Annotated in this window: 16 protein-coding genes and 1 pseudogene; 7 read left to right on the forward strand and 10 right to left on the reverse strand. The window is 58.0% G+C overall.

Features of this window, described 5'->3' with window-relative positions; translation table 11 throughout:
• Positions 1-78: 78 nt before the first annotated feature.
• From H7A51_17460 to H7A51_17470, 3 genes are all read right to left on the reverse strand, one after another.
• Positions 79-858 carry a PEP-CTERM sorting domain-containing protein gene (locus H7A51_17460; GenBank protein ID MCP5538007.1) on the reverse strand — a complete coding sequence of 260 codons (780 nt, stop codon included), beginning with the start codon at positions 856-858 and terminating at the stop codon, positions 79-81.
• Between the two features lie 211 nt (positions 859-1069).
• Positions 1070-1852 carry a PEP-CTERM sorting domain-containing protein gene (locus tag H7A51_17465; protein MCP5538008.1) on the reverse strand — a complete coding sequence of 261 codons (783 nt, stop codon included), beginning with the start codon at positions 1850-1852 and terminating at the stop codon, positions 1070-1072.
• 176 nt (positions 1853-2028) lie between these two features.
• Positions 2029-3492, reverse strand: coding sequence for an arylsulfatase (locus H7A51_17470; GenBank protein MCP5538009.1), 1464 nt, complete (start codon positions 3490-3492; stop codon positions 2029-2031).
• Between the two features lie 440 nt (positions 3493-3932).
• Between H7A51_17470 and H7A51_17475 the strand changes: the two genes are divergently transcribed.
• Together H7A51_17475 and H7A51_17480 are read left to right on the forward strand one after the other, a co-directional pair.
• Complete coding sequence (locus H7A51_17475; GenBank protein ID MCP5538010.1) at positions 3933-5138, forward strand: glycoside hydrolase family 88 protein; 1206 nt, start codon at positions 3933-3935, stop codon at positions 5136-5138.
• A gap of 153 nt (positions 5139-5291) precedes the next feature.
• Complete coding sequence (locus H7A51_17480) at positions 5292-5945, forward strand: PEP-CTERM sorting domain-containing protein (protein MCP5538011.1); 654 nt, start codon at positions 5292-5294, stop codon at positions 5943-5945.
• 49 nt (positions 5946-5994) lie between these two features.
• On the opposite strand, the gene H7A51_17485 is transcribed toward H7A51_17480, so the two are convergent.
• Positions 5995-6852 carry a PEP-CTERM sorting domain-containing protein gene (locus H7A51_17485; GenBank protein ID MCP5538012.1) on the reverse strand — a complete coding sequence of 286 codons (858 nt, stop codon included), beginning with the start codon at positions 6850-6852 and terminating at the stop codon, positions 5995-5997.
• 223 nt (positions 6853-7075) lie between these two features.
• Between H7A51_17485 and H7A51_17490 the strand changes: the two genes are divergently transcribed.
• Positions 7076-8344: an SGNH/GDSL hydrolase family protein gene (locus H7A51_17490; GenBank protein MCP5538013.1), complete on the forward strand. Its 1269-nt coding sequence runs from the start codon at positions 7076-7078 to the stop codon at positions 8342-8344.
• Positions 8345-8456: 112 nt separating this feature from the next.
• Here H7A51_17490 and H7A51_17495 read toward each other — a convergent pair whose 3' ends face one another.
• A complete protein-coding gene (locus H7A51_17495; protein MCP5538014.1) occupies positions 8457-8687 on the reverse strand; it encodes a hypothetical protein in 231 nt (76 codons plus the stop codon).
• A gap of 74 nt (positions 8688-8761) precedes the next feature.
• On the opposite strand from H7A51_17495, the gene H7A51_17500 reads away from it, so the two are divergent.
• Positions 8762-9094 (forward strand): hypothetical protein, encoded by a 333-nt coding sequence (locus H7A51_17500; GenBank protein MCP5538015.1) that lies wholly within the window; start codon positions 8762-8764, stop codon positions 9092-9094.
• An 85-nt stretch (positions 9095-9179) separates the two neighbouring features.
• On the opposite strand, the gene H7A51_17505 is transcribed toward H7A51_17500, so the two are convergent.
• From H7A51_17505 to H7A51_17520, 4 genes and pseudogenes are all read right to left on the reverse strand, one after another.
• Positions 9180-10712 (reverse strand): hypothetical protein, encoded by a 1533-nt coding sequence (locus H7A51_17505; protein MCP5538016.1) that lies wholly within the window; start codon positions 10710-10712, stop codon positions 9180-9182.
• A gap of 3 nt (positions 10713-10715) precedes the next feature.
• Positions 10716-14372, reverse strand: coding sequence for a hypothetical protein (locus H7A51_17510; protein MCP5538017.1), 3657 nt, complete (start codon positions 14370-14372; stop codon positions 10716-10718).
• Positions 14373-15052: 680 nt separating this feature from the next.
• Positions 15053-15151, reverse strand: a pseudogene (locus H7A51_17515) (prepilin-type N-terminal cleavage/methylation domain-containing protein).
• Between the two features lie 122 nt (positions 15152-15273).
• Positions 15274-15954 carry a type II secretion system protein gene (locus tag H7A51_17520; GenBank protein MCP5538018.1) on the reverse strand — a complete coding sequence of 227 codons (681 nt, stop codon included), beginning with the start codon at positions 15952-15954 and terminating at the stop codon, positions 15274-15276.
• Positions 15955-16193: 239 nt separating this feature from the next.
• On the opposite strand from H7A51_17520, the gene H7A51_17525 reads away from it, so the two are divergent.
• The 3 genes from H7A51_17525 to H7A51_17535 all read left to right on the forward strand — a co-directional run bounded on the left by H7A51_17525 (position 16194) and on the right by H7A51_17535 (position 17526).
• Complete coding sequence (locus H7A51_17525; GenBank protein ID MCP5538019.1) at positions 16194-16379, forward strand: hypothetical protein; 186 nt, start codon at positions 16194-16196, stop codon at positions 16377-16379.
• Between the two features lie 74 nt (positions 16380-16453).
• Positions 16454-16954: a hypothetical protein gene (locus H7A51_17530; protein ID MCP5538020.1), complete on the forward strand. Its 501-nt coding sequence runs from the start codon at positions 16454-16456 to the stop codon at positions 16952-16954.
• 5 nt (positions 16955-16959) lie between these two features.
• A complete protein-coding gene (locus H7A51_17535; protein MCP5538021.1) occupies positions 16960-17526 on the forward strand; it encodes a hypothetical protein in 567 nt (188 codons plus the stop codon).
• A 119-nt stretch (positions 17527-17645) separates the two neighbouring features.
• Here the strand turns inward: H7A51_17535 and H7A51_17540 are convergent, their stop codons facing one another.
• A complete protein-coding gene (locus H7A51_17540) occupies positions 17646-18305 on the reverse strand; it encodes a PEP-CTERM sorting domain-containing protein (protein ID MCP5538022.1) in 660 nt (219 codons plus the stop codon).
• Positions 18306-18391 lie beyond the last annotated feature (86 nt).

Raw genomic sequence — 18391 nt, forward strand, 5'->3', positions numbered from 1 at the left:
AAAAGGGCCCGCGCATCACGCACGGACCCTTTCCAAACACACGAAAAACAATAACCTATCAAATTTTTTTCCAGCCGATTACTTGCGGCGACGGAGCATCAGCGCAAGGCCACCGAGACCGAGCAGTGCGGCTGAGCTTGGTTCTGGCACGGCTTGGGTCAGGACGATGTCGTCCAAACGGTAGGTCTCTTGTGAACCGGCGTTACCGATGTTCAAAACATTGAAGGTGAATGCCGGAGTCAGATCCTCCACGGTGACGTCTTCAACATGATTGGTGCCATTGAGTCCAAAGGTGAAGCTCACGTGGGTGGCGTCCACACGTTTGATGGTGGCGTTCACCGTATGCCAGCCAGTGCCGGTGAGGTCGAAATTATTCCCGCCGTCAGCCTCAGTAATCTTAGTTGTCGCTGACAACCCACTGGCTGCCTTCCACAATCCATCTGTTGTTCCATCCCCCCAGTTAGCAACGAATGTATAGCCTTTACTTCCGTTACCCAGGTGGAAACGAAAACCACCACTAGCAACCGTTGGCGTGCTAGTAGCCTTAATCTTGAAGCTGAAATCGAGAGTATGACCATTTTCCAAAGTCACGTCCGAAAACGTGGTAATCATGGGGCGGAAGGTCCCGGTATTGGCCACCTGCATCACATTGTTCTGAGGAGCGCCATCGTCCACTAAGCTGGATGTAACGTCTCCGTTGAAGGGAGTCCATTCAGTGTCGTTCGGATCATCAACATCATCGCCGAGAGTGGGGGTCGCACCGACGTCAAAAGTGTCGTTGAAAATCGTCGCGGCTGTGGCCGTGGACGCAAAGGCGGCGAGGGTGGCCGCCGTGAGGATGGTATGTTTATATTTCATATCTGAATGCGGGGTTGAGTGAACTTACCTGTGTTTGTTCGTTTGCTACCTGTATAGAATGGTGGAAGGCGTATCAAGCAGGAAGATACGACAAAACAGGCGACTGTTTCATATATGGACAATTTCCCACGGACCGGTTCGCCGGGGTATGAACCCGGGGGAGGCAGGCTTTTGCAAAACAACGCGGAGCACCATGAAAAACTGCCGCCGCTTACTTACGGCGACGGAGTATCAGCGCAAGACCACCGAGGCCGAGCAGTGCGGCTGAGCTTGGTTCCGGCACGGCTTGGTAGGTCACCAGAACATCGTCCAGGAGGAAGGCCTGTTCTGAACTTCGGTTACCGATATGGAGACGATTGAAGGTGAACGTTGGAGTAAGGTCCTCCACGGTGACAGCATTCACGTGATTGGTGCCGTCGAGGCCGTAGGTGAAGGTCAGGTGGGTGGCATCCACGCGGGTGATGGTGGCGTTTACCGTGTGCCAGGTGGTTCCGGTGACATCAAAATCATCCCCGTCAATGCCAAAACTATTGTTAGCTGATAGACCACCGTTGCCATGCCAAATAGCGTTTGTGCTTCCGTCACCCCAACTACTGAAAAATGCGTAACCACCAGCGTTTGTATCATTCAGAACGAATTGGAAAGCCCCACTCGCGACCGTCGGCCCGCTAGTTGCCCTGACCTTGAAACTAATATCCAGAGAGTCACCATTTCCCAAAGTTGCCTCGGAGAATGTTGTGATTGCATAGCGAAAGGTTGTGTCGGGTGAGAACCCCAAGGTATTGTTTTGCGGCATACCATCGCCCACAAGTGTGACCGAGGTCCCCACATGGGAAGCTGTCCAAGCTCCATCGTTCGGGTCATCGCCATCATCGCCGAGAGATGGGGTTGCTCCGACATCGAAGGTGTCGCTTAAAAGTGTTGTCGCGGCCGTGGCCGTGGAGGCAAAGGCGGCGAGGGTGGCCGCCGTGAGAAGTGTGTGTTTGTATTTCATATCTGAATGCGGGGTTGAGTGAGGTTGTTCGTGTCAGGTTGCTTTTCCTATGCCTTACCGGCGACGGATCGATCCGTAACTTACGCCTGAATTAAGGCATCGAAGGGGGCGCGACAAGTGGAAAAACCGGCAAAACGGGCGGCTGTTTCACATATGGACAATCCGCCCCCTTCGGGCTATTTCTCCGGGGTGTAGCTGTTCCTGGCGTCGCCGAGGATGGTGATCGGGAAGTTCGGGTTCTCCTGGTGCTGCTGCATCATTTTCTGCTTCATCTCTTTCACCCGCTGCGGGTGTTGTGCCGAGACATCGTGCTGCTCGGCGGGATCGGTGGCGAGGTTGTAGAGTTCGATGTGGGTGTTGCCGGCGTGGAGGTCTTTTTGCACCGCTTTCCAATCGCCCTGGCGCATCACCTGCCAGCCGCCGTAACCCCAGAACTCCCAGTAGAGGAAATCGTGCGCCGCTTGTTTTTCCCCCAGCAGCTCGGGCAGGATGCTGATGCCGTCGGTTTGCGGGCACTTGGCGCCGGTCAGCCCGGCAAAGGTCGGCATGAAGTCCCAGAAGGCGCCGATGTGTTCGCTGTTGCTGCCGGCCTTGACCTTGCCCGGCCAGCGCACGATCAACGGCACGCGGATGCCGCCTTCGTAGAGAAACCCCTTGCGACCGCGCAGGCCGCCGCAGCCGTCGAAAAACTCGCGGTCGTAGCCGCCGACAAAGGTGGCGCCGTTGTCCGAGGTGAAGATGACGATGGTGTCGTCCTCCAGCCCGAGCTCCTTGAGCAGGGCGTTGATGCGGCCGACCGAGCGGTCGAGGTGGGAAACCATCGCGGCGTAGGCGGCGCGGGGGTGGGTGTGCGGCATGTAGGCGTATTCCTCGCCCTCACCGGTGAACGGTTTTTCGTCCCCAAAGACCTTGGTGTAGGCCGCGAGGTCCTCGTCCGGCACTTGCAGTGACACGTGCGGGATGGGGTTGGCGAAGTAGAGGAAAAACGGCTGGTCCTTGTTCTCGCGGATGAAATCGAGGCAGACTTTTTCCATCGCGTCGGCGGCATAGACCTTGCCGGTGAAGCCGTGTTTGTTGCCGTCCAGATACTCCTTGCGGTCGTTGCGGTAGAGGTAGGTGGGGTAGTAGTTGTGCGCCTGGACCTGGCAGGCGTAGCCGTAATAGAGATCGAACCCCTGCTTGTTCGGGTTGCCGGAGTTCTGCGGGTGGCCGAGTCCCCACTTGCCGACACAGGCGGTTTTGTATCCTTGCCGCTGGAACAGATGGCCGATGGTGAAGGTACCTTCCTTGAGCGGCCACTGGCCGACAAAGCCATCGTCCACTTCCTCCTGGATGCGTCCCTGCAAATGCGGCGAGTTGTGACGGATCTGGGCGTGCCCTTGGTGCAGTCCGGTCAGCAGGCTGCAACGCGCCGGCGCGCAGACCGTCTGGCCGGAGTAAAACTGGGTGAACTTCATGCCCTGCGTCGCCAGTGCGTCGATGTGCGGGGTCTTGATTTTTTTCTGCCCGTAACAGCCCAGCTCGCCGTAGCCGAGGTCGTCGGCGAGGATGAAGATGACGTTAGGTTTGCGGTTTTCCTGCGCCTGGGCCGGGGCAATCACGAGAAAAACGGAGCTAACAGCGATGAGGGATCGGATCATTCGAGTGGTGGTTTTCACAAGCAATAGCATGGCCAACTTGAGCTGCCGACGCAAGCCATCTGACGATGGATTTCCCGCCTTGTTCCATATACGAACGGATTGCCACAAAGGAAATTGCCTCTCCCCGGACAAACAGCTAGTTTTCCACATGAGCCACCCGGGCTGGATGGCCAAATATGGGGAGGCCAAGCTGTCTAACCACTGATTACGCTGATTTTAAACTGATTTCATATCCTCCGCATTCAAAATGTGAATCTCCAATGCCTTCATGACTCGAATTCCTCTTCAGAGGGCATGCCCTCCAATGATCAGTCTAAAATCAGTGTAATCAGTGGTCAAATAAAGGACTCAACCCCACCTATTTCCCGGACCTAACCGCCCTGAACACCCCAATGACTCCGAAACAATCACCACGAACCAACCCACCTGTGATAAGCACCATGAAACCGACCCGACCCATGCCCCTCCCGACTTGGAAATCCGCCGCCCTGGCGATTGCCCTGATGACCGCCTCCGGCCAGGCCGAGGAAACCACCACCCCCACTAAGGAAGCTCCGGCGGCGGAAAAACCGGCGGTGGTCGATGCCGGCATCGTCGCCAAGCCGGTCAAACGCGCCGACATCATCCGCAACATGAGCGCCGTCAGCGCCTGGATGCACAAAAACCGCCAGCAGGTCAAAGGCGGACAGTTCGGCGACACCCACTGGACCGTCGCCACCTGGTATGCCGGCGAATACGCGCTCTACGATGTCACCAAATCCCCCGAACACCTCAAGCCGCTGATGGCGATGGCGGAGACCACCGAGTGGGAGCTCGGCCTGCGGGTGCTTTTTGCCGACGACCAATGTATCGCCCAGACCTACGCCGACCTCTACATGAACGTCAAAAAGGACCCCGTGCTCATTGATCACATGCGCTACATCGCCGACTACATGATGCGCCTGCCCGGCGACCTGTCGTTGGAAAACCACCACCGGGTCAAGCTCATCGGTGAGTGGTCCTGGTGCGACTCGCTGTTCATGGCGCCGCCCGCATTCGCCAAACTCTACCAGGCGACCGGCGAGCGCAAGTATCTCGATTTCATGAATAAAAAGTGGTGGAAAACCTACGACTACCTCTACGACAAGGAGGAAAAGCTGTTCTTCCGCGACTCCTCGTATTTCGACCAAAAAGAAGCCAACGGCAAAAAGGTCTTCTGGGGTCGGGGCAACGGCTGGACGATGGGCGGCCTGGTGCGCGTCATCGACTGCCTGCCCAAGGACTACCCGGACTACCCGCGCTACATCACGCTTTACAAAGAAATGGCGGAACGCATCGCCGGCTTGCAGCAGCCCGACGGCTTGTGGCGCGCCAGCCTGCTCGATCCGGACTCCTACCCTTCCGGCGAGACCAGCGCCTCCGGGTTCTACTGCTACGCCCTGGCCTGGGGCATCAACCACGGCCAGCTCGACAAAGCGACTTACCTGCCCAAGGTGAAAAAAGCCTGGTTCGCGCTCAACGCCGCGCTGCACCCGGACGGCCAGCTCGGCTACGCCCAACCGATCGGCCAGGACCCCAAGCACTGCTCGTTTGACGACAGCGAAGTGTATGCCGTCGGCGCCTACCTGCTGGCAGGCCGCGAGGTGCTCGGCCTGTTCGCTGAATAAACCAACTTCGCATCATCCTACTATTGCACCAAAACCTCTCAACCTCCGGAACCTGGCATCACGTGGTTAAGCCACGCTTTTCTGGAGCCTTCCCCCGAGCCGGGCGATGTCAGCCGGCTTAAACCCTAACAAAAACCAAACCCTAATACACATATGATGAAAAACCCTAAAACGATCCTCACCGCGCTGGCACTCAGCTTGCCGCTTGGTGCCCACGCCGCGACGTTTGCGAGCTACGATGCAGGCGCCAACGCCAGTGGCAGCTACCGCCATATCGCCACGAATGAAACCTGGTTATGGGTCTACACCGCGTCAGACACCCACCCAGGCGGAACCGAGTGGGGAGACTCGGAAGCATACGACGGCTATTCGTGGACACTGACCTTCGATCACGCGATTGACTTCAACCAACTCGGAGCCATCCTTCCCTTTGTCGATCTGGACCAGCCCGACGACTACCAGGGAACGATGACCGTATCCGGCGGCACAGCCACCACCAATACGCTCAGTATGAACTTTGTCAACGGCACCACCCCGGTTTACAACGGCGGCGACGGAACCTGGAGCGTGACCCTCTCAGGGCCCTCCAATAACAACGTCAGCACCAACCTCAATGGCTCGACCGGAACCTTCACCTCCCTGGCCTTCACCATGGATCCGGTGGCTCCTAATAACGGTGATCTGCTTGCCATGAGGGTTTTCACACAGTCTGGCTATGAACTCGTCCCCGAGCCCTCCAGTGCCGTCCTGATGAGCCTCGGAGGTTTGGCCTTGTTGATGCCTCGCCGCAGAAAAAGCGTTGCTTAAAAGTGCACGCGACCAGAGTTTGCACTTACAGTCTATTGACAGGAAAAACCTACAAGCGGCGGCGGCTCAGAGCCAGGGTGATGATACCTCCGCAGAGCAACACGGCCGACGAAGGCTCCGGCACGACGGCAAATGTTCCCGTTCCAGTGAATTCCGTTCCCCCGAGGGCAAGGTCGTTGAGTTCCGTCGCGGTGTAGGTGCCGATCGCGAGCGAGGTGCCGTTCAAGGTGCTGCCTTCTCCAAAGGTATACGTTTTTCCAGCATTGAGATGAAAGATCCCGTCGTCCCCCGTGAAGACATAGTCGGCCGCGTATAAATTGTTGGCGATGTTCAAGGTCCCCTGGGCCATCAGGATGTTGCCGGCCCAGGTATTGGCAGCGTTAACGATATTCACAGTGGACCCCACCGCATCGGTTGAACCCACACCCACCCTGATCGTACCTGCACCGCTCAGCAGAGTGGTCAGGGTCAGGACGCGGGTGTCTGAGTTGCCGTTGAAAAAATTCACCTGCACCCCGTCGGCGATGTCCATGGTTCCGGCCAGGGATTTGCTCCCGCCTGAAGACAGACCGACGCTGGCATTGCCAGTGAAACTCAGGTTGTTGATGGTGGTTGTTGTGCCATCCCCTGCAACAATACCCAGCGAGCCAGTACTAAATGTCAGGGAATCCCCGCCGAATGTGTCGCCTGGGCTACCCGTCGGCGTGCGCAGTGAATAATTCGATGACACCAGATAGTCTCCCCCCGAGTGAGGTGCCAGTCCATCACTCCAATATCCCGAATTGTTCCAGCCCACGCCCCCGGGCATGGAGGCCGTCAAGGTCACGGCCGCATGTAACCCGGTGGTGAGCAGGGAGGTCATCAGGACAAGGGCGAGTTTGGTTTTGCTGTTGGAAATTGTCTTCATGGAGGTATAATGAACGTCGGTTAAATCGTTGGAGGGGAATCTCAAGTTGCATCCTTGGGATGCCCCACGGGGGACTCCATTACAATTATAAAGACAAACCCTGTCAAAAACAAATGCGGCAAAAAACGCACCCCTAAGCCCGTATGGCCCTAAAAGAACGAAAGGTGCCGCTTGCTCCGGCGTAATCAACTGCGGCACCCTCGAGACCCCTAACATTCACATCATGATCAAATCGAACTCCACTCTGTTACTCCCTTGTTTTTCCCTTTTGTTAGGAACCCTGCATTCAGGAGCCGCCACTCCGGACCCGCTTGTCCAATGGCATGAAGCGGCCGATCTCAACGGCGCGGAGAAACTGCTCTCCTATCATTCCAAGGTGACCGATGCGCAGCAAGGCAAGGTGCTTCAGATCAGCGCGGAACCTGTTACAAAAATAAGTAAAAAATCGACCACCTGGCTGAAGGCGTTCACCCGCTTGCCCGTCACCGCACCACCGGAGGGAAGCGCCGGGATTTCGTTCGAATACAAAGGCAACGGCAGCCCCTATTTTGCCAGTGTGATGGTGGGCAGGGACGACAACCTGTTTCTCGGCTACGAGGTGACGTTCCCGCTCGACTCCACCGAGTGGCGCAGCATGACCGTGCCCTGGTCGGATTTCGTCAACAACTCGCTGCCTTGGGACAAACAGGCGCGACTCTCCATGAAGGATTTCGCCATCACCCCGGAGGAGGTCAAGTGGGTCGGGTTCGGTCGCGGCAACTGCTTCCACAATTTCTACACACCGAACTTCGGGTTTTCGATACGCAACATCCGCGCGGTCAGCTCGCTGCCCCAACAAACGGCAGCCTCCTACTCCAAAGGCCTCAACCACGTCACCGGCCTGATCCAACAGAAGCAGCCGGTCAAGATCCTCCTGCTGGGCGACTCGATCACCGACTTTGGAAAAAACCGTTCCTACGGCTGGCACTTCGCCCAATTTCTCCAGAAAAAACGCAGGCTGCCTGCCTGCCCGGTGGCGAACACCGGCGTCGCCGGGCACTCCGTGCGCGCCGGTTCGATTGTCCTGCCGCGTTCGCTGCGTGCCATGCCGCAGCCGGACCTGGTCTGCATCATGTACGGAGCCAACGACTGCAAGGCGGTGACCCACGGCTTCGATGAGGCTGTGTTCGCAAAAAACCTCGGCCACATGATCGACCGCGTGCGCGCCGCCACCGGTGGCAAAGCCGACATCGTGCTGCTCAACGGAGTGCCGCGTTTGAATAAAAAGGGCGGCACCACCACCGGCGAGGTCGAAAAAATCGTCGGTGCCTTCAATACCGTGGCCAAGGAAAAAGAGGTCGCTCTGTGCGACACCTTCACCGCCTACCTCGCCCTCACCCCCGACCAGAAACAAGCCTACTACCGCGACACCGTGCACCAGAACCAGACCGGCCTCACCGCCATCGGCGAGATGCTCTTCAAGTTCATCGACAGCACCGTGCCGCGCGACTAAAGACGGAGCCACCCAAAGGGAGCCAACCTTTGGTAAATGTCAGGCGACAACACTTAAGCTCTGCGGCGGCCAGCGAGGAAGAGCCCCCTTGCATTTTATCCAACCGCTTTCTTCATCTCCTCGAAGACTTCGGGATGCGCTTCATTTTGGCACCACTGTTTAATCGACTTCCAATCGATTTTTTTAGATTGCCGAAGGCATACGAGGACAGCTTGATCAAAGTAATCGCGTGATTTCCAGCTCCACCGACAAGAACGGATTCGATGCCGTTTTTCTCCAGGTGAAAGGCGACGTATTTCCAGAGCTCTTCCTCGGTGCAGCTTTTCCATGGTGGGGGTTTCATGATCGGGCGCTCAGTTAAGACTTGATAAAGCATTCATATGACTGTATATACAAGTCATCATTTAAATGAAGACTGTGTTACAAGATCTCTTTGGAAGCCGCTCGGCTGAGGGGGTCCTTATGTATTTGTATCATTATGGCGAGGGCTATGGAAGAGGCATTGCCTCAGACTTGGAATTATCCTTGGAGTCGGTACAGCGACAACTTGACAAGCTGGAGCGTGTTCGTGTTCTGGTGACTCGTAAGCTGGGTAGAACGCTCGTCTTTTCATGGAATGAAAAATCAAAGACAGCTCGAAAGGTCAAAGATCTGGTTGCGACCGTTTACGAGGGGATTCCTTTGGAAAGAAGGGCAGAGATTTTTTCTGCTCGAAGACGCCCCAGATCGAAGGACAAGCCGGTTTTGTAAATTCTTTGGGCTCTGCGTAAGCAGTGGTCATATGCTTCCATCACTCGATGCCCTCCAGCTTGATCGCCGCGTTGCTGCAAGCGGGTCATTTCGCCTTTTTGGCGCACTGGTCGAGGTAGAGGGAGGCGGGGGTGATGTCGCCCTGGTTGAGTTTCTCGGTGTAGATCCAGTCGTTGACTACGTCCTTGGTGCTGCCGCCGACGTGTAGCAGGCCGTCCTCGCAGCGCACGCCGACGACGATGCTGCCGGGGATGCCTTTGTGGGCGTTGCTATCGATTTTTCCTCCGCGCTCCTTGAGCAAGGAGCTGTCATTGGTGTAGCCGCTGAACAGCAGGTGGCTGGGGTTCAGCGATTTGCCGCAGTTGATGTTCCAGAAGATGTTGTAGTTGCCGCTGTGAGGGGAGCAGGCGCCGTCGCCTGTGATGCGGGCGCCGTCGATCTGCTCGAAGAGGTTGTTCATGGCAAAGCCGTCGCCGGAGGCTAACAGGATGTTGCCGCCCTGGTCGAAGGTGATTTTGCGGAAGACATTGCCGTGGGCGCTGCCCATGAGCCCGACGCCTTTCTTGGCGGTCACGGAGTAGTGGATGTTCTGCACCAGGCAGTCCCAGCTGCGGTTCAGGCGCACGGTGCCCTCGAGTGCTTGGTCGCCGGAGATTTCGATCTGGTTGATGGTGCCGTTTTTGACGTCGCGCATCGAGATCGCGTTACAGAAATTGTGCACCACCAAGTTTTCTAACACAATATCGGCGGCATCGTAAACGCTGATGCCGTAGGCGATGGGTTTGCGCCCCTTGAATTGCAGTTTCAGCCGGTTGAAATGGACTCCTTTCAGCATGTCGGTGCGCATACGGAAGTTCGACAACCAGGTGGGGCCGTCCCAGGGGATCGGCATCGCCGGGGAGAAGCGGAAACCCATACCCGGACCAAAGACCTCGGTGACGGTGACCGCGCGGCGATAGGGGGTGTAGGCGCTGAACAACCTGTGCTCACGGGTGACCACGTCCTCTTGCTGGGTGGGTTCGGTGAGCAGGTAACTGAGTTTGCCACCGGTGTTGATGCCATACAGATCGAGGATATCGCCGACCTTGAACTCCACCTTGGGTGAGGTCGGTTTGATTTTGCTGCCATGCCTCAGCACGCCGGTGGTGAGTGTGTGCATGGTTTTGGTGTTGGCGTTCAGTTTGCCGATTCTGAACAGGGGGGTGCTGTAACCGATGTCGGCGGAGGAGTTTAAGACGATCACCGTGTCTCCGGCACCCTGCACGCGGAGGTTTCCGGTCTGGACCAGCAGGCTTTGGCTGACCAGGTATTCGCCGTTCTCGAACAGCAGCTCACCGCCCTGGTTGGCCTCGATGGCATCGAATGCCTTTTGCAGCGCCTCGCTGTCGTCCTTGTCGTCGTTGGGCAACGCGCCGAAGTCCTTGGCGTGGAATTTTTTCAAATCCGCGGGCAGCTTTGTCTGGTTTCCGGCATGGGAAAAATCGACGATGCGCGACTGCTTAGGTTTCTGGTAGTAGTGGCTGAGGATGTCCGGCACCGTGGGTGCTTTGGTCGGGGGCTGTTCCTGGGCAAGGCAGACGCCGGCGGCCAGCAGCGTGGTGATGAGTGAGTGTTTCACGGATTATTTCGGTTGTGGTTCGGTGGCCGGGGTGATTTCGAGCTGGTGACGACCGGCGGGGATGCTCAGCACGGTGTGGTCGCCGCCGTCGGTCACCTCGATGCCGCCGACCGCCCGGATGTTCAGTTGGGCCGGGATGGTGAGCACCGCCTGGGCGGTGGTATGGATGATCAGGTGGTTGTTATCGCGTCGGCATGAAAAATGCCCGGGCATCCGGACCGCGTCATTTTTCTGGATGGAATAGAGCATGAGGGGATCGCCCGGCTGCACGGTTTCGGGCAGCTTGTCCTTCAGGTAGATTCCGTGGGTGACCCACTCGGCGGAGCCGCCGGACTTGGCACCGGTCTGCACCGTGCGGAAATCCTGCCTGGGGAAATAGACCAACCTGCCGAGGCCGTCCTGGCCGGTGGGTTTGAAGCGTTCGCAGGAATCGAAGTGGACAAACTTGCGGTGGTTTTCCAGCCGGTTGACCCGCAGGGCGGCGAGGATGAACGGTGGGTTGCCCTGGAGATCGATCCGGTAGTGGTGGTCGCCGAGTGCGGTCACCTTTTCAATCTGGTAGTTCGACTGGTGGGTGGGGTTTTGTTGGTGGCCTACAAAAACGATGCCACCGGCATAAGTGCGCGGCGCGGCGAGCAGTGCCGAGCTCTTGACGATCAAGGCGCTTTGCCCCGGTGTGCCGGTGATGTCCCCCTGCACCCCCACCAGAGTCAGCTCGGGTTCCGGTGCCATTTCCAGCGACCATCCGGCGGCGGAAAAGGACGTGCCCTGATAGAGGGTCAGCTCCATCTCCGCGGGAGAGAGTTTGCCGAGACGCCCCTGCATGTGCAGCGCCGCCTTGTTGTTCTCAAAACGGTCCTCGCCAGGGTTGGTGATCAGGTAAACGGGATTCTTCGCGGCGTCCTTGAGAATCACCGCCGAGCGATCGGTGAGTGCCGGGTTGTCGTCGGCCACATAGTCCACGCTGGAGAGCACGGCGCCCTGGGCTTTTTTAAACGGTTCGAGGATATTGATGAAGGTGCTGCTGAGGGTGCCGTCGCCTTGTTTCTGACGGTGCTGGGTCAGGTGGTCGAGCGCCTCTTGGTAACACACCAGTTTGTTGGTGTAGGGGCCCGGACCGACCACCACACCCGGCCAGGGGATGCGCGCGCCGAGGTTTTTCTCGTTGGCAGGTGAGCCGTTGGTCTTGGCCCACATGCGCAGCTCGATGGGCTCGCGCAGGAAGGGCTCAGGCTCGCGGTCGTAGATGTAGCGTTTCGGGTCCACCGTCCATTGCATCGACCACGCTTGTTGTGGTTTGGGCTGCCAGGAGCGGATTTGGGTCACCTGCTCGGAATCGTGGCCATAGACATTGGGATCGACCTCATTTTTCATTTCGGCGATCAGCTTGAAGGTGTTTCTGCGGGCGATCTTACCGCTTTCCGCACCTGGTTTCGGCTGGGCGTGGGCGTTGAAATACTCCAGCAGGTTGGGCTCCGGCTCGGGTTTCGCCTTGCCCAGGCTGGACGTGCCAGGCTCGCCGGCGACGTGCCAGTAGACATCATGGCGATCGCCACCCACGAGGCGGTAAACACTCATCAGCACCGAACGGCCGCCGGGCATGCCGACCGAGACCAGCTGGCGGTCGTGACAACTGATCTGGCCGTCGAATTTTTCGAAATTCTCCTTTGGCAGCTCCACCTGGACCAGGCGCAGCGAGGGGTCCTCCGCCGAGGCGTAGTAGGCGTGCATGCGGGTGTTCGGGTCATCGCCCTGATTGCCGTTGATGGTGGCGGTGTTGTGGGCCTCAAGGGACGCCTGGAACCAGGGTCGCTGCGGTTTCAGCTTGAACGGGGTCTCGGGAAATCCGGGCTGGCTGTAATCCGCCGTCATGCCGCGCGCGGCGTATCCGAGCTCGGGCAGCAGGCTGACGCCCTCGTAGAACAACTGGAGGTTCAGTCGGCTGCCCTGGGTGTGCAGGGTGGAGCTGCGGAAATCCATGATCGACTCCATGCGGTCGCCCGGTTTGCCGGAGCGCAGGCAGGCAACACCGCGCGACGGCTGGAGCTGGGAGACCGGCAGTTTTCCGTAGGCGGGTTGTTCGTACGGCTTGAAAACCGTCGAGCGGAAAAACCCGAGGTGGGCGTCGCCGCTTTGGTTTTCAATGCCCCAGAGGGTGCGGATCGGGTAGCTGCCTTGGCGGATGATTTCATGCAGCAGCGGGCGCTGCGCGGCGAACTCCGCCACCACCTTGTCGCCGAAGCGTTCCTTCATGCCGTCGAGCAACATCCAGTCGAGCATACCGGCGTAATGGGACGAGCCCTCGACCGAAGCCCCGTCGTCGTAATAGTGGTTGGTGAGATAGTCGAAATAGACGTGTTGCAAGTTCTCAAACAGCACCTGGTCCTGGCTGGCGATGGCGATGGACAGGCTGTCCGGCAGGGTGTAGCCGAGGAAATTTCCGCGTCGTTGGGCGGCGTGGCGGACGAAGCAGAACAGGTCACGCAGCGCGGACTCCACCTGCTTCCGGGATGCTTCATCGAGGTCGGCGGCGACCGCGCCGTAGGCTTCGGCGAGCAGCGCCATCAAACCGCGTTCGTTGGGAAACATCCTCCAGATCGACAGGCTGGATTCCTCCAGCGACAGCAGTTCGCCGTCCTTAAAATGTTTCAGCAATGCGGCGGACTCCTGCTTGCTCAGCGGGCCGGACTCCGGCTTCCAGCGCGTGCCGCGCGGGGGTACCAGGGACGTTGGAAAATCACTGCTTTCGGCCGGTTGGTAGTGGCGGAAGTTGACACACCACGGTTGATTGGCGAGGCGGGCGGGCAGTGCCTTGACCAGCTCGACCAGCATCGCGCGCGCCTTCGGGTCTTGCTTTCCGACGGCAGTATAAATCAGAAAACCGAGATTTTTTTGCAGGAATTCCGCCTGGGCCGCCGCCATTTCCTGACCTGGATGGAACCATTCGCTGGCGTCCTCCGCGCCTTCCGGCGCGTAGTAGTGATAGACCAGCTCGCGACCGTCCGGCAGCAGCGTTTTCACGTCCAGGTTCGGTTTCGCCGGATAATCCGCGGGCATGTCCGCCTCATTCAGGAAGACCTCCGCGCCGCAGCACTTCGCTTGCAGTGGTTTCTTCGCACGTCCGGGACCATAGTTCAGTCCGGCAAAGGTTTTTTGGCAAAACGGACATGGTATTTTGCCGCGGTTCGACTGCGCCGGGAACGCCGGCAACATCTGAGCCCACAGCGCGCCGCCCTTGCCGTCTTCCTGGGAGTAAAAGGGGGTCTTTTTCACCACCCAGTCAGACTCTAACATAATCGAATTACTAAACGTCATCGCCGGTCTGCCCAACTCGCCGAGGAAGGCCGCGGAGGTGTTGTAGTTCCTTCCGAACCGCCCCTGTTGGCTGGGATGGGGATCGAGCCAGCCCTTGATCATGCGCATGGGGTCACTGCCGAAAATCTGACTGGCCGGCGGCACCGGGTCGTGTTTCACCGAGACCACGCTGTCCTTGAGCCACGCGGCCTGCGGCCATGCCCGCTGGGGGGAGTTCTCCGCGTCGGCGGCAGGTGTGTCAGCGCCCGCTGGAGCGGCAACCAGGACGGCGAGCGCCGGAGCCGCCAGCGTGCGCACAAGGTGACGCATCGTGACACGGGGTGAATGGGTGGATGGTGTTATCATGTTGTGAAAAATCGGGCACCCGCTGTCGGGTGTAGGGAGAAATGAAACGCACCACGGCGGCCACGACCCGGATTGCGCATTGCGGGAAAATGTTAGTTTTCCAATTCGAGCATCGCCGGTGCCACCTTTTCGAAGGTGGGGTTCTTGATCACCTGCACCGAGCCGTTGCAGTAAATGACGATGATCTGGTTGTCCCGCCACTGTGCTGTGGGTAGCACGTTTTCCTCAAACGCCGTCCTGCCGTCACACGCGCGCAGGTGGCTGTCGTTGAGCGCGGTGGTCATGTACGGCTGGCCGGCAAGGTCCTTTGTCTTTATCGTCGATATGCCCGATAGCTGGGCCACGGCCGGAATGGTGCCGTTGTCCCACGGCGTGTAGCTGATTTCCTTCCAAGAGGGGGTTCTGAACTCCGCCTCGCTGATTGACCTGACAGCAGGATCGGCCTTGTCCCTGACAAGGCCATCGAGTTTGCCATTGTAATCGTTGTAAATGTAGGGACCTAGATAATTCCACCAATAGGCCTTCTCAGTGTTGTTCCAAGTGCTCCCCCACGTCGTGGCGGGAAAAATGCCGAAGTTCTCCATGGCGAACGCCTCCGCACCGATGTGCATCTGCTTGAGGTTGTTCACAGAGGCTGTGGTGCGTGCTTTCGTCCCCATCCTGGTCACCACGCCAAATGTAAGAGCCGCGAGAACAGCAATGATCGCGATGACCACCAGTAGCTCCACCAGAGTAAAGCCGGGGCGGCGGGACGAACGGTCAGAAAAGTTGTTTATCATGATGGAATGGATTCTTTTGGAACCATGTCACCAGGCCATCCTCCCCGCAACACAGAAAAAAGCCCCCCGTCCAGATATGAAACGTCGCTGGCGTCACCTGGAAGCGGAATGCCGGGGAAACGTCAGTTTTGCAATTCGGGCATCGCCGGCGCCACCTTTTCATAGGTGGGGTTCTTGATCACCTGCACCGAGCCGTTGCAGTAAATGACGATGATCTGGTTGTTCCGCCACTGTGCTGTGGGCAGCACGTTTTCCTCAAACGCCTCCCGGCCGTCGCACGCGCGCAGATAACCGTTATTGAGCGCGGTGGACATGTAGGGCTGACCGGCGAGGTCCTTTGTCTTTATCGTCGAAATACCGGGGAGCTGAGCGTGCGGGGACACCGTTAGGTTGTCCCACGGCGTGTAGCTGATTTCACCCCACTTGGGCGTCCTGAATGCCGAGTCGCTGATCGCCCTGACAGCTGGATCGGCCTTGTCCCTGACAAGACCATCGAGTTTGCCCTGGTAATCGTTGTATATGTAGGGACCTAGGTAGTTCCACCAGTAGGCCTTGTCCACGCCCTTGGCATGCCCCCAGGTGGTGGATGGGAAAATGCCGAAGTTCTCCATCGCAAACGACTCCGCCCCGATATGAATCTGCTTGAGGTTGTTCACGGAGGACGCGGTACGCGCCTTCGCCACCAGCTTGGTCACCACGGTGAACGTGAGAGCGGCGAGAACAGCGACAATCGCTATGACCACCAGCAGCTCCACCAGGGTGAAGCCGGGACGGCGGGACAGACGGACGGGGCTTTTGTGCATCATGGTAGTAACTATTCTTAGGAAACCATGTCACCCGCGCATCCTCCCCGCAACCATGAAAAAAGCCACCCGTCCAGATATGAAACACAGCCGCAGTCGTGGTCCGACGGTGTTTTTTTGTGAATATCGGCAGCGACGGCACGTCTATCGTTCCGTAACCATGAGACAAAAAAGGCTTTACCAACAAGCGTCCTCCTTGTAATGAGCCTCGAATATTCACCTACCCCCAGTTCCCCGGCATGAAATCGATCCGCACCTTCATCATCTCGAGCTCCACGTTTCTCGCCGTTTGGCTGACGGCTTCCTACACCACCCAGCCGGAGAACAACCAACCCGTGCCCACTGTCCAACAAGCATCGGCGGTTACCGACCTCTCACCTGCCACCGCCACCGATCGCGAACAGGAAACACACCGCGTCCGCTGAGCCTCCCGTGTCTGCTCCGGGAATTGTGTTCAAAAATAATTGAACTCTGTCGGCATCCCGCCTATCCTGTCGCCATGAGCACACAGGAAACGCGATCCACCGGGGTTGAGGTGATCGACGACCGCATTATCTCCTTCTTCCAGGACGGCGTGCGCATGCTGGGGCTTCCCAAGTCGGTCGGTGAGATATTCGGGGTGCTTTTTGCCTCCCCCAAACCGCTGACCATGCTTGATCTGTGCACCCGGCTCGGCATCAGTAAAGGCTCGACCAGTCAGGGCCTCAAAATGCTGCGTACCCTCGGTGCGGTGCGTGAGGTCGCCTACAATGACGACCGCAAGACTTACTTTGAAGCCGACGTCGAGTTGAAGAAGCTGGTCGGCGGCTTTATCCGTGAAGAGATCCGCCCCCACCTTGCCAGTGGACAGGAAAAGCTCAACCAGTTGGAAAATGAGCTCGATCAGGTTGATGATCCCGAATTGAAGGCATTCTATGACGAGCGTATCAAACGCCTCAAACGCTGGTCAGGCAAAGCCAACCTCGTCCTCCCCCTGCTCCAGAAATTCCTTGGTGAATAATCACGATGCCCACCACAGAGTCCAACCCGGAACAAGCGGATGACCCCGCCTGGTACTGCGTCCGTACCCAGACCAAGCGTGAACACCTCGCCGCCAGGTCGCTGAGACAGCTCGATGGCGTGGAGTCGTTCTGTCCCCGCCTCCGCTACCGCAAGGCCACCCGCCGGGGCAAGGTCTGGTGGGTGGAAGCGATGTTTCCCGGCTACATCTTTGCTTTTTTCTCCCGATTCGAAAACGAACGGCAGGTGGTGCACACCCACGGTGTGATGAAACTGTTGAAATTCGGCGACTATATTCCGGAAATCCCCGCCACCTTCATCGCCGAGCTCTACAAGCAGATGCAGGACCAGGAGGACGGTGATAACGACATGCTGACCCTTGAGCCAACCATCAACAAAGGGGATGAGGTGGAAATCGCCCACGGTGCCCTGCAGGGCTTCCAGGGCAAGGTTGTGGAGGTTCTTCCCGCCCATGAGCGCGTTAAAATTCTGATCGAGTTTCTTGGCAATCCCCAGATCGTGGACGCGGACCTGTTCTCGCTCATCCTGCCGAGCAAGCCGATACCTGAATAATTCGGCTGGGATCAATCGATAGAAAAAAACCCGCTCCCACTGAAGGGAACGGGTTTGGAAATGGATGCTCGATACGAACGGCAGCCCATCTCTTGCGGCGGCGCAGGACCGTGTGCTCCTTAGCCTTTACGGCGGCGCAGGATCAAGGCAAGTCCGCCGAGACCAAGGAGTGCGGCGCTGGACGGCTCCGGAACCAAGGTCAGAGTGAGAACCCCCTGGTGGTCGTTGCTGGCACCGCCGGGGCTGTGGCTGATGTTGTTTACGACGTCGCCGTAGTGCTGGTTATTGAACTCGAAGCTGGCCTGCCATGGGTCGCCATTGGAGTCGCTGAAGTTCACCGGGGTGCCCTCGGCAACCAGGATGCTCACGGTGGTGGTGTCCTGCTTGCGAATGGCAAAGCGGATGCTTCCCGTCGTATTCGCTCCGGCGAATCCTGCGATACCAAAGTAATAGCTGGTGGTTGCGGTGATCGGGGCGGCCTCAAAATCCAGTGTGGTAGCGCCGTTGCCGGAGTTTTCGCCGATGCCGGTTTCACCGAAGGTGCCGTCGTTGTCCGCGTCCCAGTAAACGTTGGCGAGGTTATAGAATCCTACACCGTTGGCTGGAGCGGTGTTCCATTGGCTGGTACCGCTCTTGATACCCAGGAAATTACCTGTGTAATTGATGTAGTCTGATCCTGATCCGGTGCCGCTTGTCGTAGCAAACAGTGTGATGGCAGCTTGGGAACCAGCCGTCAGGGCGGCTGAAATCAGGACGGACAGAAGGGGTGTCAATTTCATAGCGGTCATCCTATCGAATGCCGTTTTCGATGTCAAAAAATTAATTCCGCAAAACATTTCACATGCTGCGGGGGTGAATCACTCCA

This window comes from Akkermansiaceae bacterium (assembly GCA_024233115.1).
Classification (GTDB): domain Bacteria; phylum Verrucomicrobiota; class Verrucomicrobiia; order Verrucomicrobiales; family Akkermansiaceae; genus Oceaniferula.

What these genes read in the sequence shown, in the direction of transcription:
- H7A51_17460 (MCP5538007.1), bottom strand. Translation starts at nt 858, where the DNA reads ATGAAATATAAACATACCATCCTCACGGCGGCCACCCTCGCCGCCTTT.
- H7A51_17465 (MCP5538008.1), bottom strand. Translation starts at nt 1,852, where the DNA reads ATGAAATACAAACACACACTTCTCACGGCGGCCACCCTCGCCGCCTTT.
- H7A51_17470 (MCP5538009.1), bottom strand. Translation starts at nt 3,492, where the DNA reads ATGATCCGATCCCTCATCGCTGTTAGCTCCGTTTTTCTCGTGATTGCC.
- H7A51_17475 (MCP5538010.1), top strand. Translation starts at nt 3,933, where the DNA reads ATGAAACCGACCCGACCCATGCCCCTCCCGACTTGGAAATCCGCCGCC.
- H7A51_17480 (MCP5538011.1), top strand. Translation starts at nt 5,292, where the DNA reads ATGATGAAAAACCCTAAAACGATCCTCACCGCGCTGGCACTCAGCTTG.
- H7A51_17485 (MCP5538012.1), bottom strand. Translation starts at nt 6,852, where the DNA reads ATGAAGACAATTTCCAACAGCAAAACCAAACTCGCCCTTGTCCTGATG.
- H7A51_17490 (MCP5538013.1), top strand. Translation starts at nt 7,076, where the DNA reads ATGATCAAATCGAACTCCACTCTGTTACTCCCTTGTTTTTCCCTTTTG.
- H7A51_17495 (MCP5538014.1), bottom strand. Translation starts at nt 8,687, where the DNA reads ATGAAACCCCCACCATGGAAAAGCTGCACCGAGGAAGAGCTCTGGAAA.
- H7A51_17510 (MCP5538017.1), bottom strand. Translation starts at nt 14,372, where the DNA reads ATGATAACACCATCCACCCATTCACCCCGTGTCACGATGCGTCACCTT.
- H7A51_17520 (MCP5538018.1), bottom strand. Translation starts at nt 15,954, where the DNA reads ATGCACAAAAGCCCCGTCCGTCTGTCCCGCCGTCCCGGCTTCACCCTG.
- H7A51_17525 (MCP5538019.1), top strand. Translation starts at nt 16,194, where the DNA reads ATGAAATCGATCCGCACCTTCATCATCTCGAGCTCCACGTTTCTCGCC.
- H7A51_17530 (MCP5538020.1), top strand. Translation starts at nt 16,454, where the DNA reads ATGAGCACACAGGAAACGCGATCCACCGGGGTTGAGGTGATCGACGAC.
- H7A51_17535 (MCP5538021.1), top strand. Translation starts at nt 16,960, where the DNA reads ATGCCCACCACAGAGTCCAACCCGGAACAAGCGGATGACCCCGCCTGG.
- H7A51_17540 (MCP5538022.1), bottom strand. Translation starts at nt 18,305, where the DNA reads ATGAAATTGACACCCCTTCTGTCCGTCCTGATTTCAGCCGCCCTGACG.